Here is a 23,699-nt window from a genome sequence, read left to right on the forward strand (position 1 = left end):
TATACAAATATAAAAATGATCAATCATGCCTGAAACCAGTGCTTCTTACAGGTAAAAATTACTTCGGCCGCTGGTCGGTAAAATATACCGGTGTGTACTCCGGCAGCAAAACAGGGTGCAATATCTTTACCAGGTCTTTGAGTACTACGTGTGGCTCTGTGAATCCCTGCTCCCAGTAATTATTCTTTCCATGGGCGTTGGTAGTAGCATTGTTCATATAGAAATTATTGGCGAGTACACTCTTGAAAGATTTGGCTTCTGCTATATCTGACAAAACCTGTTCACGATCTTTGTAAACCATTTGAATGTTTATAAAGTAATCAGCATTAATTCCCTTATCGACCAACTCCTCATAGCTCAGTTTCAGATTACCCGATGTAGAGTCATCTTTCCAGACATAGTCCGCACCGGCATCTTTCAGCAACTGTGCAAAATAACTTTTGCCACCCGGAGCTACCCAGACACCTTTACTGAAATAGCCCGCTACAACGGTAGGTCTGTGCGCAGGCTCATGCACTAACTGCATGGTAGCGTTATAAGATTGTTCAATTTGATCAAAAAGCGAATCTGCATATGCTTGCTTATCAAAAAACAGTGCAAAGAACTTGATCCACTCCAGGCGCCCCAACGGATGCGTTTCATAATGTGCCGGTATACCAACAGCATGCAATGAGAGATTTTCCAATTGCGCTGCGTTCGAAGTCGGCATTCCGCTCACAGACTGAAACACAACATCGGGATGTATATTTATCAACAGCTCCAGGTTCAGTTCATCGTAATTACCAACCTCGTGAATTTTACCGGCCTCAATAGATTCAATAATATCAGCATTGTATACACTCTTCCTGTCTTCAAGACCAATGATCTTATCCGTTTGTTGCAAGCTGTTAATTAACGCTACATGCGTGGAAGCAAGGCACACTACATTCGTTAGCGGCACTTCAATAACATTCCTTTCGGTCTGTAAAGTCTTCACATTACTTTTATTCCGAAGGGTGTAATGTTGTACATAGCCATCCGGTGATGTTACCGTTACGGCAAGTTCGCTGCCTTTATCATTGACCTCAAATCCTTTCGCATAACGAATGACGGGCGATATAAATGACGATTGTGTTTCCTGTCCAGACGGCTTGCTACAGCCGATCACCAACAGCAGCATGGCAACTGTATAGACCATGTAAAATAAATTTCTAAGACTCATACTAATCTATATAACAAAAGGTTGATGGTTATGCACGGCATCGAGTATAAACTCCGTGCGTATTGATACTATATCTTTCGGGACTTCAATAACCGTATATCGCAACATTTCATAGGCGTTCTTTATATGACGGTATAACTTCCTTGCATCCTCGAATGTCTGCGGTCTTTCCGGATCATTCACATAAATCTCCGGCCACGGAGGACAAATGAATACTACCGGAGCATACAGATGCGCGGCCGCTGCTTCTGAAATTTCAGATGAAAGAACAAGCTCCGAGAAATATAGATATCCTATAATATCCGGAATGCCGCGATCAAAAAAGCAAGTCTCATTCACAACTGAAGCTTCATGATATTGCTGTCTCATTGCTCCCAGCGCAAGTATTGCAAAATCTTTCATATTCTTCCAGGGCAACACACCACGCTCCAATTGCATTTGCTGCCGGATGAGCGTACGCGAAACTTCCGGAAATGTAGCATAGCCCTGCCTTGATAAGATATCGATGATACTTGTCTTTCCGCTTCCTGGGCCACCGGTGATGATGTATTTCAAGGGGCGTTGTTCGTTAATCGTTAATAGTTAATCGTTGTTGACAACCTTTTTGCGTTTGTAGAGAAAGAGTTGCCAGCGTTCTTCGGCTATTGCTTTAGAGGCCATTTCGGCTCGGGCCAGGGTGAAGAAAAGATCAGACAACCTGTTTATATAGGAGGCTATATATTCTTCAACCGAAGCAGGATCTTCTTTGCTCAGTGTTACCAGTCTGCGTTCGGCACGCCTGATCTGTGTGCGTACCACGTGACACAAGGCCGATATTTCGTTACCTCCGGGCAACAGGAAATAATCCGAAGGCTCTGTCATGGCGGCTTCCAGTTCATCGATCCAGGCTTCACAAAATATAGCACCGTCTATTGGTTTCGGGTTGGGGTTTACCTTGCTCGAATCAGAAGGCCGTGCGAGATGAGACATCATATCCATCAGGTCTTTCTGAATTCGATGCAGGTTGGGCTGCCACGCATGACCCGGTTCAAGCTTTGAACGCAGTAAACCCAGCGTTGAATTTGCTTCATCAATTGCTCCGTTACATTCTATGCGAGCACTATCTTTATATTCACGTTTTCCTCCGAATACTCCGGTTTGTCCGTGATCGCCTTTGCGGGTGTATATTTTCATTTTGTTGTTCGTTAATCGTTATCCGTAAAAAACCTTTGTGGACCTTTGTGTCTTCTTCGTTATTTCTTGTGCAATGGATTTTTTATATATCCAGAGAGCTATATATAGTAAGAATACCAATACAAATGGAGAATGTACCCACCAGAAAATTGATAATCTTCAGGACATACTCCTTTCTGGATGCGAATCTGTTTATAGAGAATGTAAAGAAGTACCCATACGCTGACATGGATAAAATGATACCTGCACTTTGCAAAACAATTATCCATACAGCCGTGAGAGAATCTTTAGCCGCAAGCGTCAATGCGACAGTACACGCACCACCAGTTCCCGCCAATCCATGTATCATCCCTACCCAGAACGACCGACTGAATTTCTGAGTGACAGGTTTAGCTTCAACGCGAGTAACAGCGGACACATAGTTTCTTCGAATAGCCAACACGCCCAGCCAGATCATCAACGGCCCTACCAGCAGTTCAACTTTACTGGCGACTTCCAATGACAGGTTGGACTTCAGTATAATTACCAGTACGGCAAACAGAATGAGACTAAAGGAATGTCCTAATGCCCAGTGAGACGATCGCCAGATCAGTTTCCATCGTTGCACGGGTATTTTTCTATCGTCACTGGCAAGCACCGAAACAGCCGCCATGTGATCAGGCTCGAACGAATGCTGTACACCCAATAGCAATGAATCAATAAGCAGGTAGTTTATCATATATATACTTATTTACATTCTATCTTCTTTATTTACATTCTATCTTTTCATTCTTCCGACCCGATATATATAGCCTTTAGTTGCTCCACCGTTTCACCGGAAGGATTTTGCCAAAGACCGCGCTGCACCGCTTCCAGCAGTCGCTCGCTCATATCACGCAATGCCCATGGATTTGCTTTCTCAATAAAAGCACGCGTATCGGTATCGAACAGGTACGATCGCGCAAGTTCTTCGTACATAAAATCTTCCACCAGGTTGGTGGTGGCATCGTAGGCAAACATATAGTCAAGGGTGGCGGCCATTTCGAATGCACCTTTATAGCCGTGTCGTTTCACACCTTCAATCCATTTGGGATTTACCACGCGTGAACGAAAAACTTTCAGCAACTCCTGTTTCAGTGTTTTTACTTTCGGATTGTCTGGCCGGGCATGATCACCGAAGTATATATCCGGCTGCTCACCGCGTTCCGTCTGTACAGCATTGGCGAGCCCCCCCTGAAACTGATAATAATCATCGGAGTCGAGAATATCATGTTCGCGATTGTCCTGATTCTGTACAACGGCCTGAATATGTGCCAGGCGGTTACGAAAAGATTTAACGGCTGATATACCGCGTGCCTGTTTATCATAAGCATAGCTGCTCCACGTTATATAAGCCTCGGCCAGATCCTCGGATGTATTCCAGGCCTGTTCATCAATCAACGCCTGAAGCCCCGCGCCATACGCACCCGGCTTGGAGCCAAACACCCTATACATCGCCATCTGTCGTGATTGTTCAGCATTGTAGCCTTGCGCTGTCCACTGGTCGGTATCTTTGTGAATACGCTTACGAACAAAATTTTCTTCATCAGTCTCATCCAGCGAAGCTACTTTTTCGACTACGGAATTATATAAAGAAATTATATCTGGAAATGCATCTCTGAAAAATCCGGATATCCGTATCGTTACATCGATGCGCGGGCGTCCTAATTGAAACATCGGTATGATTTCAAAATCACTTACCCTGCGATTAACACTTTGCCATATCGGTCGCACGCCCATCAATGCCAGTGCCTGTGTTATATCATCACCACCGGTGCGCATCGTGGCGGTTCCCCAAACGGATATCGCTATACTTTCCGGGTATTCACCGTGCTCCTGTATATACCGTTGCAGCAACGCTTCTGCGCTTTTGTATCCAACCTGGTAAGCTGCCTCCGTGGGAACGGTACGCACATCGATCGAATAAAAATTTTTACCGGTTGGCAGTATATCTAGTCGGCCACGAGTGGGAGCACCGGAACCACCAGCAGGTATATATTTTCCGGAAAGTCCTTTCAGCAGATGCTCAATCTCAAGGCGGGTATCCTTCAGCTTGGGAAGTGTCGTGTTAAGAATATAGTTTATCACAACAACCGTATTCAAAAACGGTATATAGCCATTACCTCCAGCATGTATAACATTGATAATTAACTCACGTGCCTTTAACTCCAGCACTTCCACCACATCGCCCTGGGTACGACAATGAACACCTAATACATTCTGATCAAAAGGTGTTTCAAATTTTGCCTGCAACGGATCGAACGCTATACCTATATCTGCAGCGAGCGCCTGCGTTATACCCTGCACTCCCGCAGAAGGTAACCGGTGCAACGCGAGCAGTAGATCAACAAGCTGTTCACCTTTCGGCATGCGCCCGAAAATATGAAGACCATCACGTATCTGCGATTCCTTTATCTCGCACAGATAACCATCCAACTTAACCAGCAACTCATCAACATCATCCGACTGTACATCCAGGTCTTTCCGAAGCTGATGTTCATTCACGAGTCGTTCAATATTACCGCGCAGTATACGCGCCCTTTTTGCGTCTGCATGAAAAGCCTCGTAATATTCATCAATGAGATTTTCAAGCTGCAACAGTACACCATACGTTTCCGCGCGTGTCATTGGCGGAATGAGGTGATCGATGATCACCGCCTGCGTTCGTCTCTTCGCCTGCGAGCCCTCTCCCGGATCGTTTATGATAAACGGATAAAACTGTGGTATAGGACCGAGTATAGCAGCCGGAAAACAGCTTGTCTCATCTGGTGCTATACTCTTGCCCGGCAGCCATTCAAGGTTTCCATGTTTACCAATGTGGACAATCGCATCCGCCTGAAACTCCTGCTGTATCCAGGTATAGAATGCAAAGTAATAATACGGTGGCGGCAGATCGGGAGAATGGTAAGACTTATGAACATCGAGGTGATACCCGCGCGAAGGTTGTATACTAATGAACAGGTTTCCCGAATATATCCCCGGTATAGCAAACCCATCACCATCGAAGTATGGGTCGTTTGTTATGTCGCCCCACTGTGCATATACTTTATCCTTTAATACAGGTGATAAAGCATTATACACACTGTAAAAAGACTCCAGCGAAATGCGTACCTGGTATGGACGCGTATGTCGCGATGCTGTCTCATTGGTAATTCTGGATGATATCCACAGCATCAACTCATCACCGTGCTGCGGAATCGCATTGCCCACGGTATATCCTTGTTGTTGCAGCGCGCGAATAATTTCAACAGTACTTTGTGGCGTATCAAGTCCAACACCGTTTGCCAGCCTGCTGTCTTTATTCGGATAGTTTGGAAGAATGAGTGCGATACGTTTATCACTGTTCTTCTTTTGCTGCAAGGCGATCCAGTTGCGTGCAAACTGCGTAACAAACTTACAACCCGGTGGATACACGCTGTAGTATACCGCACTGGAATCGGTGAGTTCATCTCTGTCCCGGGCCTTCTTAAATGAGACAGGTCTCGTAATGATACGACCATCCAGTTCCGGCAAAGCAACGTTCATTGCTATATCGGTAGGCGACAGTCCGAAACTTCCTTCCTTCCAGGCTTCGTATGTAGAGGATGCGTGAATAGCCTGTATTACCGGAATGGCAATACGCGTATATACAAAATCTCCTATATCTTCTTCCTGAAACTGCCGGATCGAGAAGCCCGTAGTATTAACGATGACACGAAGATTATTTTTCTTCAGCGTATCGAGTAATGCATGGAGTTCATTTACCTGGTGTACTTCGCGGAGACTGGTTACAAAGAGCATAACGGACGAAGTATTATGATGTTCCAGGTCCGATCCGATAACCCGATGAGGTTCCAGGTTGTCGGAAAGATAGTGCGCGCGATAGGCTATTATAACAACAGCAGCAGTTCGTGCAACATCATGTTCCTTCTGAATAATGCCATGCGCGGGATGGTACAAAAATATATCGGGTACGGCCAACGGTTCGTCTACTGTAAAATCAAACCGGAAGAAGGTGTTCAGTAACAATGTTAATGCAGCACCACTATTGGGTATACTTACGGCCTGAAAATATTTCCAGAGGCGATTAAACAAAACCGTGTCGACAGAGGAGCATTGCATCAGCTCATGATCCACGGAATCATGTCCAGGCAGAAAAATAACTGGTATACTGTATTCGCGATTCAACGTAATGATCTGCTCCACGAGGTAGCCAAAGTAACTGCGCCCTCCGAGGATGCGCACCACAATCAGCTTTGCCTTTGCCAATACTTCTTCACTATAGGTATCTACGGTAAGCTCTTGCTTCAGACTGGCAAGATTGGACAACCGCAAGGAGGGAAGTAGGGCATGCTCATGGTTCAATTTCTGAAATGCTGCAGCAAATACAGCCAGTTCCGTATCACTCGCGGATAAGAACACGATATCACCGGGAGCCTGATCAATATAGACCACGCCTTGTTGATCAGGACTCCATCCACCAGGTATCGCAGCAATGAGGTGCATTCTTTTACGGTATACCTATATTTTGTTTACAGTGCTGACACTGCTAGTCCTACCAGGTTCTGAAGTATCTCTGCTATACGCGTTTCTTCCAGCTCATGCCCAATAATCACCAGGCGTGTAGCACGCGCTTCGTTCGCTTTCCATGCTCTGTCAAAATGTTTTTCAAATCGATCGCCTACACCTTGTATAACCATACGCATCGGTTTACCTGGCACGTTGATAAAACCTTTGATACGGTATATTTCGAATTTCTTAATAAGCTGCAACAATGCCTTTTCCAATTGTTCCGGAGTATGCGGCACAGTTACTTTTGTTATTACCGATGTAAATCCATCGTCATGCTCGTGATCTATACCAGCTTCATGCTCGGCTTCGTGATGTGAGTAACGTGCGTCCAGGTCGTCTTCTGCAGCTGCGTTTACGCCTAGCAGTACCGTTGTATCCACTACGCCTCTCCGGGCAGCGATTATCTTTATATTCTCGTTTCGCAGTTCCTTCCGAATTACCTGCTGTATCTCGGTATATGTAGTATCATCTACCAAATCGCGTTTGGATATAATTACCAGGTCTGCGCAATTGAGCTGGTCTTCAAATAACTCTTCGATTGGAGTCTCGTGATCAAGTGAATCATCAGCTTCGCGTTGTGCCTGTACTTTGTCGCGATCGCATATTTCCCCGGTTGCCTGTCCTACGGCATCCACTACTGTAATTACTGCATCTACGGTAACATGTGGTTTCAGATCAGGCCAGTTCACAGCACGAATCAGTGGTTTAGGCAATGCTAATCCGGATGTCTCAATTACAATATGATCGAGCTCGTGTTTGCGCTCCATCAACTGCAGCATCACGGGTAAAAATTCTTCCTGTACCGTGCAGCACAAGCAGCCGTTGTTAAGTTCAACGATATCTTCTTCTTCGCAGCCGCAGTCTGCTGACTTCAGTAATTCTCCATCCACTCCCACTTCGCCAAATTCATTTACGATCACAGCGATTCGTTTTCCCCCGGGATTTTTAAGAATGTGATGCAACAGCGTAGTTTTCCCGGCTCCCAGAAAACCGGTAATAATGGTTATCGGTAATTTCTTATTCATAGTGTCATGTGGTTATCAGAAGTTGAGTATATATTTCAGCATATAGTTTCGTCCCATCATGTTATAGCCGCGTTTCTCGTAATAGTTCTCATCCGTTACGTTGGCGAGGGTCAATACAATTGCATGATTTTTCCGTTTGAAAGTCGCTGTCCAATCGAGCACCATGAAAGACGGATAGCGCATATCAGCATAGTTACCGGCACCATACGCATTATCTGCACTGAGGTAGTACGACCAGTCGGTATCGTATCTTCTACCTACATACCTGCCGGAGAGTTGTACTGAGAACCATTTCAGGTTATCAAAACCAACTCCATAATTTGCTGTGAAGTTTGCCACGTTGTGCATCGCGAGCATAAGCGGAGCTGGCTGCAGGTATATCTCCCGAATCTCTTCTGCTTTGAGTATATATACTCCTCCGGCAAATACACGGAGCGAATAAGACTTGCCTAATCCAATACCCAGGTCATACGAAAGATCAAACTCGATACCGCTCAGTGTCGTGCCTTTTGAATTCGCATAGCTGTTCCGGTTTCTGATCGCAGCCCCGGACTCTGCACGTTCCATCGAGTATTGCGTTATACTGGAAACTACATTATTTTCGAACCGGGTGCGGAACCACGTAACATCTGCAGAAATACCAGATGTATTGTTAGCATAGCGTATACCGGCATCAATCGTAGCACTCTGTTGATTTTTAAGATTCGCATTACCAATCCATACATCTACAGTATCAACGCCATCGTTCTTAACCTTGTCAACTTTCGTTTCTGTATAGCCGGCAATTTCGAATACCCCTACCGTTGTAAAGCCGGTGCCGAATGTGGTGTGCAAATAAAGATCAGAAAGAATATTATAGTTTATACCAACACTTGGATTGACCACATCACTTGTTCTGGAACGTGACGGGAACTGTTTTGTGCCGGTAATATCGTACTTGATATTTTCGTAGCGTACGCCAGCCGTTGCATTCAGTCGATCGTCCAGGAAACTCAATTCCGTTTGCAGGTATATACCTGTGTTAGCCTGATCGAAATTAGGACTTCGCACCGAAACGTTTCGTGCTACACCGCGATCAGTATAAGAGAGATTGTCCTGTTCAATCCGCGTATAGTCAACACCCGCAGTTACAAAATGATTACCGATCTGCTGCCGCACCATCGCTTGTCCGCCCAGCCAGGTAAGGTGGTTGTTTGCATTTACATATTGTGAACGAACCGTAGTGGTGTCGTTTACAGATACAGTATAGTTAGTAACTTGTTCGCGCGCTGTGAAAAATTTACCTGTTACTTCCGTAGCAGACGTGATTTTTCCTTTTGCAATAACATCACTGCTATACCGATCCATATCTTTTAACCCGGGACTCAGGTTACCGTCCTCAATGTCGCCCGGAGTATTTACACCTTTCGCATAGAAACGATCACCTTTCGCATCAATCCGCCAATTTGAATTTATAGTGTATCCCAAACGCGCAGACGCTGTATAGTTACTATAGTTTGTATTGGCGCGTGTATCACCATCACCGCGTACATCATCGACAGAAATATCTTCTTTGCCTTTCTCGGTCCACAGGATGCGATCAGCCTTATCCCAACCAAAAGCATCCCGGAATATATTATTCTTACCGATCTTAAAATCTTTCGACTGACTATAGCTATTGAAGCTTGCATCAAAGTCTAGCCTTCTGGTAATATCACCTCCCAATGAAAAACCGCCCTGTGTAATACCGAAACTTCCTATACCAGCAAAGGCACGACCTTTCACTCCACCGTTTGTCTTTTTAGTAATGATGTTCACCACCCCGCCCATGGCCTGCGATCCATAGAGCGCTGAAGCCGGACCTTTCTGTACCTCGACACGCTCAACATTATTCATATCAATGGTAGCAAGGTTTGTTGTTCCTGCCGGGCGGCCATCAATCAACACCAAGGTACGTTGATTGATGCCTGAGAACTGCGGCCGAAAACCACGTATACCTATACCTGACAGCAACCCGGGATATTGAATAACATCAACTCCGGCTGTCTTCTTCACAAGATCAGTAAGATCAGTAGCGGCAGTCCTGTCAATCTCTTCCCGCCCGATGACATTTACATTTTGCGGAATACTTTCCACCGCTCGCTCCGATCGTGTGGCTGTAACAACCACTTCGCTTAAATGAGAGACACCAACAGCCATAACGATATTCAGTTCACCAGACTGACCAACCGCTATCTCCTGTGATTTATAGCCCTGATGCGAAAATATCAGCACGGCATTCAGAGGTGCTTCAAGTATATATTTACCGGATGCATCCGTAGTTGTTCCCATGGTTGTACCATGCGGCACAATATTTACCGCAGGTATAGGCTGTTCTGTTTCATCATGCACGGTTCCCTGCACAGTTATCGTGGTTTGAGAAAATATTTCGTGGGAGAATCCGATGGTCAGTAAAAATGAAAGACTTAAAAATTGGTAGAGTAATCGCATATATAATTTAATGTATTCAGTTTTATTTTATACCTGTATGATCATCCACTGATCATGACATAGTTGTCCACCAAGTGATTCCAGAAATTATTATCGGTTCTCCATTCAACCCGCAGGAAGATTCCCTGCCTGGCATTGACAACATAGATTCCCTGAAGCCCATCGGGCGTCCGGTATAGCTTGATCTTGCTTACTTTATACAGAAAATATTCAGACTCCCGTGTAGCTGACATGACTACTTCAAGATTCTCACCTGCTATATTTCCATTGATCAGCGCCTTGCCATCTTTATAGTCAACCTGAAAATCAGATGAATTAAGACTTTTATTGAGATGATATATTACAACGCTTTGCCGGTATATCTGAAATATTTCTTTCAGCAGCGGGTATACATTGTGCTCCCACGGATAGATCAGGGCGCCATAAACATAGCCAACGTGATCGTCATCGTGATGCGAAAGATCATCATGTGTTTTCAGATCAATGGTCTTTACCGGGAACATCGTATTCCAGCCATCTTTAAAAAGTGTATGATCATCGAACCCGGCACTAATCGCTAATTTTTGCTTTACAAATTCGTCAATGGTTTCGGCCGTCATTCGCTTATACCATATACCTTCCGGATTCAGAAACAACACCGGTGCATTTTCACATTGCCCCTGGCAAAGGGTCTTAATGGTATGTGTTATCTCGTGAAGTCCCGCCATTTTTATCGCACAACGCAGTTCACGTGTATTCTCTTCAGCACCACTTTTCTTGCAGGTACCTCCGTTGCATATAAAAACCGTGTTGGTAACTTTTGTCAGATCTTTACCCATATTGCGCTACACTAACTGATTATACTTTGCACAGAATTATTGATGACTGCAGAAATTTCAGTACGCAGAAATGTCAGCAGCATTTCAACAGCATTAAAATGATGAACCACACCGGATCGGTTTAATGTCCACTGACAGATATGTATACTTTGTTGCACCGACACTATATCTTCGGCCTCATCCGTAATACGATAACCTTCGCGTTCCAATGCGCGCTTTGTCCAGAAGTATGTATAGCCTTCACCGGTCAATTGAATAATCTTGTCTTCCACCGGGCTGTTCACGCGAAACGTTCCGGTATCACGACAAAAATCAAAACCAGTTTTACTGAAGGCCTTCTCAAAAGTTCCGTTAATGATCAAATCTTCGGGAGCACCGCTTATCAGCGATTGATTCGGCATCATTAACCATATAGTATCAGCAGCCTGCAGTGCCAGATCAAGTTCATGGGTGGAGAGTATAATTGCTTTATTTGTCTGGCGTGCCATGGTTCGCAAGAGCCGCATTACTTCTACCCTGCTCGGCAGGTCAAGATGTGCTGTAGGCTCATCGAGAATGATAAGCGGTGTATCCTGCACGAGTGCCCGTGTGATCATTACTTTTTGCCGTTCACCATCGCTGAGTTGATCAAGCTGCTTGTCCAGGTATTTCTCTATGCCTGTAGCACGTGCTGCTTCGATAATAATTTTTGTATCCGCTTCGCAAAGTGTACCAAACCAGTTTGCATACGGGTAGCGACCTAATGTCAGCACTGTATATACATCCAGATTACCAGTCTGTACAACATCGGTGAGCACGAGGCTAAGTTTTCGGGCGAGTGCATTCTTGGGAATGGTATATATATCCTCCTGCGCTATAAAAACTTTTCCTTCCAGCGGAAGCTGTATACCGGCCAGCGTTTTTATCAGCGTACTTTTACCAGCACCGTTCGGTCCCAGGAGACAAACAAATTGTCCCGGGCGCAACGTCAGGTCTAACGCATGGCCTACTGTACGTACTATATTTTTATTCTTGTAGCCAATCGTAAGTTTCTCGGTATGCAAAACACGTTCGCTACCGATTTGTACCTTCGGTGTAACTACTGCGTTGGATGAATAAGTTGTTGTGCGCATCTTAACTGAAGGATGATTTTATATTCTTTCGTTTTAGAATTACCCACATCACCACAGGCGATCCCACCATGGCCGTAACGGCATTTACCGGCAACACGCCCTGGTGTCCTGGCAGCTGTGCTACTATATCGCATAGTAACATCACGGCTGCACCGAGCAGACAACAGGATGGAATGAGTACGCGATGATCAGCCGTATTTAGCCCCGCGCGACAGAGATGCGGCACTGCTATACCTATAAATGCAATGGGACCGCAGAAGCCGGTAATGGCACCGGCCAGCAGACTTGTAGAAATAATGATGAGTAATTTTACTTGCCGGAGATTTATACCCATGCTGCCTGCATAACCTTCGCCCAGTAACAACAGGTTCAAAAATTTTGATGATACAAAGGTCAGCGCTATACCAACCGCGATCGTCAGCGACAATACGGTTAACTGTTCACGCGATACACCTCCTAAACTTCCAAAGGTCCACATGAGATATTCCTGTATCTGCTCGGGCTCGCTGAAGTATTGCCACACACTGATTATCGCGAGGATGAGGTTGGAAAGCATCAACCCCATGATGAGCAGAATAACATTATCACGAATGCGCAATGAGAGTCCGATCACCGCCAGCATAACCACAGCAGAGCCCGTTGATGATGCGACAACAATAAGCCAGCTTCCACCTATACCGAGCTGTCGTATAGCAAAGCTGGTCGTTACATGGCCACTGCCCAGCATCAGGATCGCTACACCTAAACTTGCGCCGGAGGTAATGCCCAACACCGAAGGACCCGCGAGTGGATTTCTGAAAAGTGTTTGCATTTGCAGACCACTTACCGAAAGTGCTGCTCCTGCCAATATAGCGGTAAACGCTTTGGGGACACGTATATTCTGAATGATCTTGAGCCATGCTATATTTTCAGAACCTTGCCCGGTTAATATCTTTATTATTGCCGCCAGTGGTATATGTACCGAACCCAGTACAAGATCGAGCAGCAATAACACCAGTACGGCCAGTCCCATCCAGGCAATCCACACCACCCGCGAAGCCAATGCGGGTAGCCGCAGTTCTTGCTGCGCTATACCTTGCGTATGCTCTGCCATATCGATTATATCGAATGGTAAAGGAAGCGAGCCGGTATATGTTCTGTTACAGGGGTAACGATATGGCTATACGCCAGATGCGAGACGTGACTGTAATCGTCAGATGATGTAACCGGTAACAGTATATCCACAGGGTGGCATACTGCCCATACAGGAATGATGTGCTGATATAGTTTTTCCATGCTACTGTGGCTTTTTACCCGAAAGCGTTAAGTTGTTATATAGCTATGGCAGGTCTTCTGACTTTCCCGGTTCAGGTGCCTTCCCGTCCGAATGATGCTTGTACATCAACCTGGCGACAGTGGCCTTGTTACCTGAACACAGCCGTTAAGAAACTTAACAGCAGGATTACAGCAGCGGGTACTGTTCCGGACTTACACCGGATTCCCTTTTAATGCAGTTATTCAGTATCAATAACTGCAACCGTAACTGCGACAAATGTATAATAAATTCCGATAAATAATAATGAGCGATGTTTATCCTTTAAAAAAAGGAAATAAGACTACTATAACTATGTATGATCATTAGCGATGAATCTCGCTGAAACGAACCTGAAGCTTCTCGGCCAGCAAACGGGCGTTGTCCAGTTTTACAAATCCGTGCTCGGTGTTCAACACTTGTGTATAGGACAATGACTTCAGATACCGCTTGTAATAACTGACAGCTTCAGCCATAGGATCATGAGTCTGTGTTATTGCAGCATTAATACGACCATCGGTAAAAACATAGAGATGATGTTGCACGTGACGGGATTGTGCCGAACGATGTGACAATTGATATACTTTCTCGAAACCAGCCGTAAGGTTTGTCTTACCACCTGTCTTGAGTTGTTGCAAAGCATTTACAAACTGATCGGCATGTGTCGTAGTGTGATGAAAAATTTCAGCTTGCCCGTTGCGTAAACCTATACCAGCAAATGTTATCTGTTGGCCCCTGTGCTTTTGCAGGGTTTGTTGAACGACACCTTTTGCATAACGTATCTGGTCCTCTTGTGCCATCGACCCCGAGGAATCAATCAGAAAATACACTTCCAGTTTTCCTTTGGAACGATCGGGGATATAGGAGATTAAAAAATTACCGGTAAGTGTATAATTCTTTACAGTATTAAATACATCTATTTTTCGATCAGCGCTTTTATTCGAACTGGTATAGCGTTGTGCAGTAATGGAAGCTATAGCTTTTCCCATGCCCGCAGATTGACGCTCCGTTTTCAGAAACCTTAATGTATCACTTGCAGAAATCGGATCAAATGTTTTCTCTGTCTCTGAAGTATGATTGGATTTACCGGCTCCTCCGCCATTGTTGCTATTTGAATTATTACCACCGGGTGTATTGCCTGAGGATGCTTTCTTCGAACGATGCTTTAATACGAAGGGCGCAACGGTATCGACATGCGCAGTCGTTACGGTAATGTCTCCACACAAGGCGGCATAGGCGCGGGCTGCTTTTACCAGGAGTATATCTGCGCGAAGTCCTTCGGTGTGATGTTGCATGCTGATGTCCGATGCATACCCGATCACAGCTTCGGGAAGCTCAATCTTATTAAGCAGATTACGTGCATGAAGCAAGCGTTGCTGTATTGCCTGCTGCTCGTTTGCCCACTTACCTGGCATAGCTTGTGCATTGAGATCAAAATCAATTCTGCGTTGTGTTATTGTTTTTCGGATGGCTATATCCTGTGGCGTTTTAACCTCTACGCATAAGCCAAAGCGATCGAGCAACTGCGGACGAAGTTCGCCTTCTTCCGGGTTCATGGTTCCGATCAGGCAGAACCTGCTATCCTGCCACATCGATAGTCCTTCGCGTTCCAGGTGATAGCCACCCGATGCTGCTGCATCCAGTAATATATCGGTAAGATAGTCGTTCAGTAAATTTACTTCGTCTATATATAGTATACCGCGGTGTGCCTGCGCCAGCAGTCCTTTCCTCAACACCTGTCGTTTTTCGTTGATGAGTATTTCAAGGTCAACCGAACCGAGCACGCGGTCTTCGGATGCACCTACAGGAAGATTTACAAAATTAAAATCCGGATCGATCGCGTGCATCAACTGACTGAGTGAACGCACTGTGGTTGTTTTCCCTGTACCTTTATCGCCCAGCACCAGTATACCTCCTATGCTTGCATCCACCATCAGTAATTCTATAGCCAGTTTAAACTCAGACTGACCTGCGATGGCTGCATATGGAAAAACAGGATTTACTTGCATAGGATTCGTTATGTTTGTTACCGACAGAGAACAAATGTGAAGTAATTTTGTAAAAAAATGAAAATCACATCAATAAACAATACCACTTCCGCATATATACTTTCCGAAAGATCAGCAGGTAAACATGATATTGGCACTCGATACGTACTATCAAAACAATAAAGCTAAAACAGTCTGTATCCGCTTCCCCAACTGGACAGACGAGCACCCCGCAAATGTACTAACGGAGGAGCTTGATCGTGTAGAAGAGTATCAACCCGGTGCGTTTTACAAACGCGAGCTTCCGTGCATTCTTAGTATTCTGAAGAAGACCACCCTGCAAAATACAGAGGCAATCATCATTGACGGCTATGTTCTGCTAGATGATACCGGCAAGCATGGATTGGGCGGATATCTATACGAAGCTTTGGACAGAGAGATTCCCGTAATAGGTGTTGCCAAAACTAACTTCGCGAATAATACCCTTCATAAGGGTGAAGTATACCGTGGCGATAGTCAACGACCGCTCTATATAACAACGCTTGGTATACCGCTTGAGACAGCCTGTACCTATATACGTTCCATGCACGGTGCCTATAGAATACCAACTTTACTGAAAACACTTGACACGCTTACACGGCAATAGTGTTGTTACCTACACCATACGTTGTAAACCTGCATTTGTTATAGTCAAAGCTACACATACGTTTGCAGTCATGTCTCCTTTAAACGGATTGCAGAAGTCTCAAATGCAGTATTCATTACATAAACCGTCCTGTTGTTGTTTGTTCGCGTAAACTTGCAGCAGAATTCAAGATCAAACGGAGTGTAACGCTGTATACGCTTCTTAATTTAACACGAACAACGATGACAACTCGCGATAATCTTATACGAAAAACGTCTCTGTATACCATGGCCGGATTGAGCGATCCGCGCTTAACAGGCGAAGCGTTCAACGCAGCAGAGAAACAAAAGACAACAACCAACAGCTTCTCCATTTTCCTGCAAAGACTGTTCGCAAAGTTTAACTGGATCAGCGCACGCCATTCTTAACAAAAAATATGCTGTAAGCTTTCAGTAGTATATATAGATCAGCAGAAAAATCCTGCCGTAACACATCTTGCATTAATCACCTACACTTTACAACGGTGGTTATGATTCGTTATCAACTATGATTAGCTTTGGTGGATAGCCCAAGCTTTCATATCACTATGATCCTACAGAATCAGAAATCATTATTCAGCATACCACCCGATATCACGTTTCTAAACTGTGCAAATATGTCACCGTTGTTGAAGCGTGCCAATGAAGCGGGTATTGAAGCCCTGCAAAAACGTTCGCACCCCTGGGAGATTGTTACTGACGACTGGTTTACTCCCGGTGAAACACTGCGAAGTCTTTTCGCCCGGATTATACAAGCTGATAAAGATAGTATTGCGCTGATACCCTCTGTGAGTTATGGTATTGCTGTAGCCGCAAAAAATATAGCGTTGCGTGCTGATCAGAATATTGTGTTACTCGATCAGCAATATCCATCCAATGTATATGCATGGCGTGAACTGGCGCATGAAACGAAATCAAAAATCATTACCGTAACAAAACGTGATGACGAATCGTGGACAGACGCTATTCTTAAACACATTACCGTTGATACCGGGCTCGTTGCTATACCCAATTGCCATTGGACCGATGGCAGTCTCATCGATCTTGAAGTTATCAGCAAACGCACCAAGGCAGTGAATGCAAAACTGGTTATCGATGCGAGTCAGTCATTAGGCGCATATCCGCTGAACATTCAAAAGATACAACCCGACTTCCTCGTTACCGTTGGATATAAATGGCTGATGGGACCTTATGGATTAGGATATCTATACGCTGCACCGGAGTATTGTCGATCGGGCAAACCGTTGGAACATTCGTGGCTCAACAAAAAAGACAGCGAGAACTTTACGAGATTGGTCGATTACCAGGACGAATACAAAACCGGTGCACGAAGATTTGATGCCGGCGAGTTCCCTAACTTCAACAATATAGCCATGGCCATTGCTGCCCTTACCCAAATTCTGGATTGGGGTGTTGAGAATATACAGGAAACACTAACCGTATTAACCAAAAAAATAGAAAGCAAAGCGCTGCAAAAAGGATTGAGAGTTCCGCCTGCTTCGATGCGCGCAAATCATCTGATCGGTATATCTTTTCCATTCGAACAGATACCGGCATTAAGCAAGCGCATGGCTGATCATAAAGTATATGTAAGCTTCCGCGGAGAAAAGATACGCGTGGCCCCGCACCTGTATAATGACGAACAGGATGTGGAGCGGCTGTTTGAAGCCATTGGCTAATTACTGAACTATATATAGTCAGGCCAGATGACTATACATTTAGAGACGAAAATTATCAGCGGTCATAATTTATATTTATTTTCGAACCTCACTTTTTATATGACGCACAGTATTCCTCAACTCCGATCTGTTAACGTAACGCGTTACGTTACACCGCTGCGTGAAGGAGGATCGATGCCAGCCATCGCTGAGGCGGACGATCAGTTTTTATATGTACTGAAGTTTCGTGGCGCAGGACAAGGCCGCAAGGCGTTGATCGCTGAATTGATTGGTGGCGAAGTAGCACGCGCACTCGGACTGAAAGTTCCTGAAATTGTATTTGCTCATCTCGACAGCGCCTTCGGACGGATTGAAGGTGATGAAGAGATACAGGATCTACTAAAGGCCAGCGTTGGACTCAATCTCGGACTGCATTATTTGTCGGGCTCTATTTCATTTGATCCGCTGGTAACAAAAGTTGATGCTCAACTCGCTTCACAGATCGTGTGGCTTGATAGTTTTTTACTGAATGTAGATCGCACAGCCCGCAACACCAACATGCTTTGGTGGCATAAAGAATTGTGGCTGATCGATCATGGTGCTGCACTATATTTCCATCACTCCTGGAATGATTGGGACAAACCTCAGCGATCTTTCCCAAACATTAAAGACCATGTACTGCTGGCACAGGCTTCAGAACTTACAAATGTTGACGAAGCATTTCGTGCTATACTTACATCCGAACGCATCCGCGCGATTGTCTCATTGATACCGGATGAATGGCTTACGGATGAACCTGCTTTTGAAAGTATCGGTCAACATCGCGAAGCCTATATTAAATTCCTGGAGACAAGAATTACCAACTCTGATTTTTTTGTTAAAGAAGCACAGTATGCAAGAGAATCACTTATTTGAATATGCTGTTATCCGGGTAGTGCCCAGGGTTGAGCGCGAAGAGTTTCTCAACGTGGGTGTTATTCTGTTTTGTTCAAAACAAAAGTTTTTGCAGACCGCTATAACACTGAACGAAGAACGCATCCAGGCTTTTTGTAACACACTTGATCTTGATGAATTGAAGGAATATATCCGTTCGTTTGAACGCATCTGTGCGGGTGGTCCGCAGGGGGGGCCTATTGGTAAATTAGGGATGGCCGAACGTTTCCGATGGCTTACCGCAACGCGCAGCACGATTGTGCAAACTTCAAAAGTACATCCAGGCTTGTGTCATGATGCTTCTGAAATGTTAACGCGCTTGTATACAGAACTCGTTTTATAGGCAGAAAAGCAGAATATAAACTTTTTAATCAGCACGTTGAAATTTTTCGCTCATGTTGCGCGTTTAAACGTATAATTACCAAGGCAGAACCTCACTACACTGCGTGGTAATTATTTATATCCATTTTAAAGAATCGTAGAGATTCTTTAGATACATTTGCTTTGATTAAACCAACGTATGCAAAGGACTAATTCCAGTCTTTTGTCGCTCCACTTTATTTATTATTTACTAAATCTGTCTGGACACAATATATGGTGTGGGCTAATCGTGTTGTCTTTGCGTTGGTACTCGTTATCGGTCTTGTAAAGGTCGGTGTATCACAATCTTCTTTTCGTGCTGAGTCTGGTACACTGGACGCACGCCACTGGAATTTTCAAAAACGTTTACCGCTTTCAGGGTATTGGACTTTTCATGAAGCACAACTGTTGCAACCGGAGCAGGTTGATACGCTTCGCGGTATAACGCAATTCTTTCCCGCCATCTGGAATGAAGGTTCTGAAGACAAACAACGCGTTGAGTATGGCACGTATGTGCTGAAAGTTTTATTACCGGATTCCGTTCAAAAATTAGGACTCGAAATTCCGCAACTCTATAACAGCTATATACTTTGGATAAATGGATTGAAGGTGGCATCATCTGGTGTTGTTGGTAGTACGATTGAGACAACGCAACCGAAATGGGTCCATCAAACCGTTACGTTCCCGCACGCGGGAGATACATTAGTAATAGTACTACAGATTGCAAACTTTCATCATCACAAAGGTGGAAGCAAAGCTCCAATCCTGCTGGGCTCTGCGGAAGGTATAACAAAACATCTTTCACGGTCGGTAACGATCAACGTTATTGAAGCGATCATCCTCTTCCTGGCCGGTATAACATTCCTGACTATATTCTTCGTAAAAAAGAAAAGAGTAATTCTATACTTCGCGTTGCTTAGTCTCACGTGGGCTGTACGATGTTTATTCTCAAACCTGTACCCGGTGGTGGTATTCTTCCCAGATATAGACTGGCAGTTTCTTGTCAAGACAGAATACCTGACCCTATATTTCGCAGTGATGTGGGCTATACTTTTCCTACACCACCTGCTTGATCGGTTAAGTCATGCAGCGCTCACCTATATCATTGTAACATTGAACGCTCTGTTTGTAATCTATACCTTGCTCACACCTGTTGTTATGTTCTCGCAATGGCTGTCGCTATACCTGGCCGTGGCGGGGGTTGTTATTTTATATGGCGGCTATCTTATTATTCGTGCATTGCTCGCGGAGCATGTCGGGTCGTGGTTCCTGATGGGCAGTATACTTACCGGTGTTGTTATTTTCGGATATGATATACTGGCCTACAACACGACTTTCAACTATAACTATATATTTCTGAGCACAGGCTACCTGGTGATCTTTCTGCTAACGGCATTGGCATTATTGTTCCACCTGGGTATACTCAAGAGTAAACTTCAGAGCAGAGATGTACTGACCTATGAAGATTTCTTCCAGAAGAACAGCAAATAGATATATAGCGATTGATTCTCAGCGGGATTAATAATCCGTATCGAGGCCGAGGCGGTCTTTCAATTCTTTGAGAGCCGGATTTTTCTCCATCAGGTATTCGAATTTTTCGCGTGGAGTATACATTACTTTCCGCGTATCTTCGATAATGCGCATCTCACCAAAAATCTGGATGGAATTATTTTTCAGTTTATCACGAACGAATGTAGATAGCTCGATACGCAAACCGTTCAGCATCATCTCCTGCACGGTGTTATGAAGATGCACGGTTACTACGTTTTCCTTCAGATCATACGGTTGTGTGAGCAAGTGATACTCCGCCTGAAATTTTTTGCGCGACTCGGCAAATTCTTCCCACACAGCACGCAATTGCTCCGGGGTAAACGGTTCGTCCTGTTCAACTTTTACCTGTGTCGCAGTCTGCTCTTTTTTCGGTTCAACTTTTAAAAGATCTGTTAGCTTAACCGTTGTTTTTGGAGCATCCTTGAATTTTGATTTCTCTGCAAAGTTCGGCTTCATCGAGAGGCCCGCAGGAGTTTCTTGTATATTTTCTGAAGGAGTTTCCGCTACAGGTTTTGTCGGTGGAGTTGAGGAAGTTGTTGACGGAGCAGCCGTTGGTGTTGATACAACAGTTGGAGTAGCTGTAGCCGCTGGCGCTGATGCAGGAGATGACGTAGACCCTGCAGGCGTTTCTTCCACCTGCTCTGCTTCATCTTCAGACTCTACACTAATTTTTTTTTTAAGCCTGCCTGTTCAGCAAGTCCGTTCAGGGCAAGTTGATCGGCCTTCAATAGACTACCCACATGTGCCATCTTCATCAACGCCAATTCTACAGAAAGGCGTTGATTCTTGCTTCCCTTGTAATTGATATCACACTGGTTGGCAATGTTGAGCCACGTTAGTAACAACGAAGGCGGACAAGCCTGTGCTTGCTGTACATATTTCTTTTTAACGCTGTCGGGCACTTCCATCAATTGTACCGTGCGGGCATCTTGTGATACCAGCAGGTTACGAAGATGTTCGCTCAAGCCAACAATAAAATTATGACCGTCAAAACCTTTGCGTAAAATTTCATCGAGTAACAGCAAAGGCTGTGTATGATTCTGCGACAGCAATGCATCGATCACCTGGAAATAATAATCATAATCCAGGATGTGCAGGTTGCTCAACACATTCTTGAACATTACTCCCTTACCGGAGGAGTATGTTACCATCAAGTCAAAAATGGAGAGTGCATCGCGTAATGCACCGTCTGCTTTCTGACTGATCAGGTGAAGTGCTTCGTCTTCCGTTGGTATACCTTCGTGCTGCGCAATCTTTTTAAGGTGATTGGCTATATCACTGATCTGTATCCGGTTGAAATCAAAGATCTGGCAACGCGAAAGAATGGTAGGAATTACCTTGTGTTTTTCAGTTGTCGCCAGAATAAAAATTGCGTACGAAGGTGGTTCTTCGAGCGTCTTCAGAAATGCGTTGAAGGCCGCGTTCGAGAGCATGTGCACCTCGTCTATAATATACACTTTGAATTTTCCGAACTGAGGCGGGTAGCGAACCTGGTCGATCAGGTTACGAATGTCTTCCACCGAGTTGTTGGAAGCAGCATCGAGCTCGAAAATATTGAGTGAATTATTTTCTGTTCTTTCTTCAAAACCATTGATCAGGCGTGCCACGATACGTGCGCAGGTAGTTTTACCCACACCGCGAGGTCCGCAGAATAAGAGAGCCTGAGCAAGCTTATTGTTATCGATAGCATTTTTGAGCGTAGTGGTAATGTGTTCTTGTCCAACCACTTCGTCAAACCCCGTAGGGCGATATTTACGTGCCGATACAACAAAGTTTTCCATGCGAGGGCGCAAGATAAAATTGAAATAACAATTAGCAATGAACAAATGGAGAAACGTGTTTAAGTGTTTACGTCTGCACGTGTTTACGTTGACAGAAACATGAATTTATCTGTGACTCGTGCGTGAAACTTTTTTCGTTTTATATTTGTCTCCCTTTTGCCGGAACATTTCCGGAGTGTTCATTGAAACAAGAGATACATTTTAGCGTTACACAACACCTGAATGTTTTCCTGTTTACAAAAAATCCGGGGCCGACCGGTTTTGACAGGATGTTTGAGGTCGTATGTAAGCATGCAGGCTCATAGGATGAGAGCCTTGAAAGATAGTCCTGAATCATACTTGGCGAGTCTAACTACGCCATGGCTGCTTAATTTAGCGATTCGCTAAGTTACGCCTCGTCCCGATAAGATCGGGAAAGCCATCATCGCTCAGCATTGTCGTTTTGCAGGTGCTGGTTAGCGGTGTCGTAATGCAGAACTGCTCCGCGCGATGTTGCTAAGCGCGGCTAAGACTTAGTAACTAAGGTGTAGTTTGGCTGTTGCCTGCCTTGCTGCACTCGACAATTAAAGTCAACTAAGCATGTAGAAGGTACGAGTTCATCTTCTCTGGACCAGAGTTCGATTCTCTGCGGCTCCACAAAATATCTCACGAAAGGGAAATATAAAGCCCCGATCTGCTGATCGGGGCTTTTGTATTTTAGACCCCTTCCGTTATCCGGACGCTGATATTCCAGATTCAGGTATATATCTGTCTTCACTTAGAAATATATTTCAACACTTATTGAAGCACCCACGCGGTTGCATCTTGAATGTTGTCAAAATATCTGGTTTTGAAATTATTAACCTCACCAACCATAGACTCTACCGACATCTGCGTAAATATATCTGCCGGCAAAACAATGGCAGCCTGTGAGTAACCGTACTGAAGTGCCGGATTGTGAAATTCTGAATGGTCCACTCCTGGTCAACCGGACTAATAGCTCCCAGCCCTGTGCAATCCTACACCACCTTTCCTGCTCCTGAATCTTTTACAACCTGAAGTACCGCGTTCAATCCTTCTCTATATTCTTCGGATGTAAGGAGATGTTAACCATATACCTATAATTAT

At 44.7% G+C, this 23,699-nt stretch carries 21 protein-coding genes, 1 other RNA gene and 1 riboswitch; of the genes, 7 read left to right on the top strand and 15 right to left on the bottom strand.

Going from position 1 to position 23,699, the window contains the following annotated elements; translation table 11 throughout:
* Positions 1–58: 58 nt before the first annotated feature.
* The 12 genes from ACFQ21_RS07900 to ACFQ21_RS07955 form a co-directional block, all read right to left on the bottom strand.
* Positions 59–1,177: an ABC transporter substrate-binding protein gene (locus tag ACFQ21_RS07900; protein ID WP_377577290.1), complete on the bottom strand. Its 1,119-nt coding sequence runs from the start codon at positions 1,175–1,177 to the stop codon at positions 59–61.
* A 30-nt stretch (positions 1,178–1,207) separates the two neighbouring features.
* Positions 1,208–1,756: an AAA family ATPase gene (locus tag ACFQ21_RS07905; RefSeq protein WP_377577293.1), complete on the bottom strand. Its 549-nt coding sequence runs from the start codon at positions 1,754–1,756 to the stop codon at positions 1,208–1,210.
* Positions 1,757–1,783: 27 nt separating this feature from the next.
* Positions 1,784–2,374 carry a cob(I)yrinic acid a,c-diamide adenosyltransferase gene (locus ACFQ21_RS07910; protein WP_377577296.1) on the bottom strand — a complete coding sequence of 197 codons (591 nt, stop codon included), beginning with the start codon at positions 2,372–2,374 and terminating at the stop codon, positions 1,784–1,786.
* A gap of 82 nt (positions 2,375–2,456) precedes the next feature.
* Entirely contained in the window at positions 2,457–3,092 is a 636-nt protein-coding gene (locus ACFQ21_RS07915; protein WP_377577298.1) for a hypothetical protein, read from the bottom strand.
* 47 nt (positions 3,093–3,139) lie between these two features.
* The gene (gene cobN, locus ACFQ21_RS07920) at positions 3,140–6,877 is read right to left on the bottom strand and encodes a cobaltochelatase subunit CobN (protein ID WP_377577301.1); all 3,738 of its coding nucleotides are present in this window, start codon (positions 6,875–6,877) and stop codon (positions 3,140–3,142) included.
* Between the two features lie 26 nt (positions 6,878–6,903).
* Positions 6,904–7,968: a cobalamin biosynthesis protein CobW gene (gene cobW / locus ACFQ21_RS07925; RefSeq protein WP_377577304.1), complete on the bottom strand. Its 1,065-nt coding sequence runs from the start codon at positions 7,966–7,968 to the stop codon at positions 6,904–6,906.
* A 15-nt stretch (positions 7,969–7,983) separates the two neighbouring features.
* Positions 7,984–10,437, bottom strand: coding sequence for a TonB-dependent receptor (locus ACFQ21_RS07930; protein ID WP_377577307.1), 2,454 nt, complete (start codon positions 10,435–10,437; stop codon positions 7,984–7,986).
* 41 nt (positions 10,438–10,478) lie between these two features.
* On the bottom strand, positions 10,479–11,255 hold the full coding sequence (locus tag ACFQ21_RS07935; RefSeq protein WP_377577309.1) for a (2Fe-2S) ferredoxin domain-containing protein: 777 nt from the start codon (positions 11,253–11,255) through the stop codon (positions 10,479–10,481).
* 11 nt (positions 11,256–11,266) lie between these two features.
* Positions 11,267–12,367 carry an ABC transporter ATP-binding protein gene (locus tag ACFQ21_RS07940; protein WP_377577312.1) on the bottom strand — a complete coding sequence of 367 codons (1,101 nt, stop codon included), beginning with the start codon at positions 12,365–12,367 and terminating at the stop codon, positions 11,267–11,269.
* A 1-nt stretch (position 12,368) separates the two neighbouring features.
* Positions 12,369–13,460: an iron chelate uptake ABC transporter family permease subunit gene (locus tag ACFQ21_RS07945; protein ID WP_377577315.1), complete on the bottom strand. Its 1,092-nt coding sequence runs from the start codon at positions 13,458–13,460 to the stop codon at positions 12,369–12,371.
* A 5-nt stretch (positions 13,461–13,465) separates the two neighbouring features.
* On the bottom strand, positions 13,466–13,642 hold the full coding sequence (locus tag ACFQ21_RS07950; protein WP_377577318.1) for a hypothetical protein: 177 nt from the start codon (positions 13,640–13,642) through the stop codon (positions 13,466–13,468).
* A 30-nt stretch (positions 13,643–13,672) separates the two neighbouring features.
* Positions 13,673–13,903, bottom strand: a riboswitch (cobalamin riboswitch).
* Positions 13,904–13,984: 81 nt separating this feature from the next.
* Positions 13,985–15,667, bottom strand: a complete 1,683-nt coding sequence (locus tag ACFQ21_RS07955; RefSeq protein WP_377577320.1) for a VWA domain-containing protein — start codon at positions 15,665–15,667, stop codon at positions 13,985–13,987.
* A 94-nt stretch (positions 15,668–15,761) separates the two neighbouring features.
* On the opposite strand from ACFQ21_RS07955, the gene ACFQ21_RS07960 reads away from it, so the two are divergent.
* The 6 genes from ACFQ21_RS07960 to ACFQ21_RS07985 all read left to right on the top strand — a co-directional run bounded on the left by ACFQ21_RS07960 (position 15,762) and on the right by ACFQ21_RS07985 (position 20,751).
* A complete protein-coding gene (locus ACFQ21_RS07960) occupies positions 15,762–16,292 on the top strand; it encodes an endonuclease V (RefSeq protein ID WP_377578289.1) in 531 nt (176 codons plus the stop codon).
* A 221-nt stretch (positions 16,293–16,513) separates the two neighbouring features.
* Positions 16,514–16,699 carry a hypothetical protein gene (locus tag ACFQ21_RS07965; protein WP_377577323.1) on the top strand — a complete coding sequence of 62 codons (186 nt, stop codon included), beginning with the start codon at positions 16,514–16,516 and terminating at the stop codon, positions 16,697–16,699.
* A gap of 227 nt (positions 16,700–16,926) precedes the next feature.
* On the top strand, positions 16,927–17,988 hold the full coding sequence (locus ACFQ21_RS07970; RefSeq protein WP_377577326.1) for an aminotransferase class V-fold PLP-dependent enzyme: 1,062 nt from the start codon (positions 16,927–16,929) through the stop codon (positions 17,986–17,988).
* A 99-nt stretch (positions 17,989–18,087) separates the two neighbouring features.
* Complete coding sequence (locus tag ACFQ21_RS07975) at positions 18,088–18,882, top strand: HipA family kinase (protein WP_377577328.1); 795 nt, start codon at positions 18,088–18,090, stop codon at positions 18,880–18,882.
* Complete coding sequence (locus ACFQ21_RS07980) at positions 18,860–19,243, top strand: DUF3037 domain-containing protein (RefSeq protein WP_377577331.1); 384 nt, start codon at positions 18,860–18,862, stop codon at positions 19,241–19,243. The genes ACFQ21_RS07975 and ACFQ21_RS07980 overlap by 23 nt, the downstream gene beginning before the upstream one ends.
* Before the next feature lie 251 nt (positions 19,244–19,494).
* A complete protein-coding gene (locus tag ACFQ21_RS07985) occupies positions 19,495–20,751 on the top strand; it encodes a 7TM-DISM domain-containing protein (protein ID WP_377577333.1) in 1,257 nt (418 codons plus the stop codon).
* A gap of 27 nt (positions 20,752–20,778) precedes the next feature.
* Here the strand turns inward: ACFQ21_RS07985 and ACFQ21_RS07990 are convergent, their stop codons facing one another.
* The gene (locus ACFQ21_RS07990; protein WP_377577336.1) at positions 20,779–21,447 is read right to left on the bottom strand and encodes a hypothetical protein; all 669 of its coding nucleotides are present in this window, start codon (positions 21,445–21,447) and stop codon (positions 20,779–20,781) included.
* Between the two features lie 23 nt (positions 21,448–21,470).
* Positions 21,471–22,592, bottom strand: a complete 1,122-nt coding sequence (dnaX, locus tag ACFQ21_RS07995; RefSeq protein WP_377577338.1) for a DNA polymerase III subunit gamma/tau — start codon at positions 22,590–22,592, stop codon at positions 21,471–21,473.
* Positions 22,593–22,839: 247 nt separating this feature from the next.
* Here dnaX and ssrA point away from each other — a divergent pair.
* Positions 22,840–23,231, top strand: a transfer-messenger RNA (tmRNA) gene (gene ssrA, locus ACFQ21_RS08000).
* 138 nt (positions 23,232–23,369) lie between these two features.
* Here the strand turns inward: ssrA and ACFQ21_RS08005 are convergent.
* Positions 23,370–23,549 (bottom strand): hypothetical protein, encoded by a 180-nt coding sequence (locus ACFQ21_RS08005; RefSeq protein ID WP_377577340.1) that lies wholly within the window; start codon positions 23,547–23,549, stop codon positions 23,370–23,372.
* Between the last annotated feature and the right edge of the window lie 150 nt (positions 23,550–23,699).

The organism is Ohtaekwangia kribbensis (genome assembly GCF_042676245.1).
Taxonomy (GTDB): Bacteria; Bacteroidota; Bacteroidia; order Cytophagales; family Cyclobacteriaceae; genus Ohtaekwangia; species Ohtaekwangia kribbensis.

Coding starts and splice junctions, on each gene's coding strand:
- ACFQ21_RS07900 (WP_377577290.1), bottom strand. CDS start 1,177: ATGGTCTATACAGTTGCCATGCTGCTGTTGGTGATCGGCTGTAGCAAG.
- ACFQ21_RS07910 (WP_377577296.1), bottom strand. CDS start 2,374: ATGAAAATATACACCCGCAAAGGCGATCACGGACAAACCGGAGTATTC.
- ACFQ21_RS07915 (WP_377577298.1), bottom strand. CDS start 3,092: ATGATAAACTACCTGCTTATTGATTCATTGCTATTGGGTGTACAGCAT.
- cobN (WP_377577301.1), bottom strand. CDS start 6,877: ATGCACCTCATTGCTGCGATACCTGGTGGATGGAGTCCTGATCAACAA.
- cobW (WP_377577304.1), bottom strand. CDS start 7,968: ATGAATAAGAAATTACCGATAACCATTATTACCGGTTTTCTGGGAGCC.
- ACFQ21_RS07930 (WP_377577307.1), bottom strand. CDS start 10,437: ATGCGATTACTCTACCAATTTTTAAGTCTTTCATTTTTACTGACCATC.
- ACFQ21_RS07935 (WP_377577309.1), bottom strand. CDS start 11,255: ATGGGTAAAGATCTGACAAAAGTTACCAACACGGTTTTTATATGCAAC.
- ACFQ21_RS07940 (WP_377577312.1), bottom strand. CDS start 12,367: ATGCGCACAACAACTTATTCATCCAACGCAGTAGTTACACCGAAGGTA.
- ACFQ21_RS07945 (WP_377577315.1), bottom strand. CDS start 13,460: ATGGCAGAGCATACGCAAGGTATAGCGCAGCAAGAACTGCGGCTACCC.
- ACFQ21_RS07950 (WP_377577318.1), bottom strand. CDS start 13,642: ATGGAAAAACTATATCAGCACATCATTCCTGTATGGGCAGTATGCCAC.
- ACFQ21_RS07955 (WP_377577320.1), bottom strand. CDS start 15,667: ATGCAAGTAAATCCTGTTTTTCCATATGCAGCCATCGCAGGTCAGTCT.
- ACFQ21_RS07965 (WP_377577323.1), top strand. CDS start 16,514: ATGACAACTCGCGATAATCTTATACGAAAAACGTCTCTGTATACCATG.
- ACFQ21_RS07970 (WP_377577326.1), top strand. CDS start 16,927: ATGTCACCGTTGTTGAAGCGTGCCAATGAAGCGGGTATTGAAGCCCTG.
- ACFQ21_RS07975 (WP_377577328.1), top strand. CDS start 18,088: ATGACGCACAGTATTCCTCAACTCCGATCTGTTAACGTAACGCGTTAC.
- ACFQ21_RS07980 (WP_377577331.1), top strand. CDS start 18,860: ATGCAAGAGAATCACTTATTTGAATATGCTGTTATCCGGGTAGTGCCC.
- ACFQ21_RS07985 (WP_377577333.1), top strand. CDS start 19,495: ATGGTGTGGGCTAATCGTGTTGTCTTTGCGTTGGTACTCGTTATCGGT.
- dnaX (WP_377577338.1), bottom strand. CDS start 22,592: ATGGAAAACTTTGTTGTATCGGCACGTAAATATCGCCCTACGGGGTTT.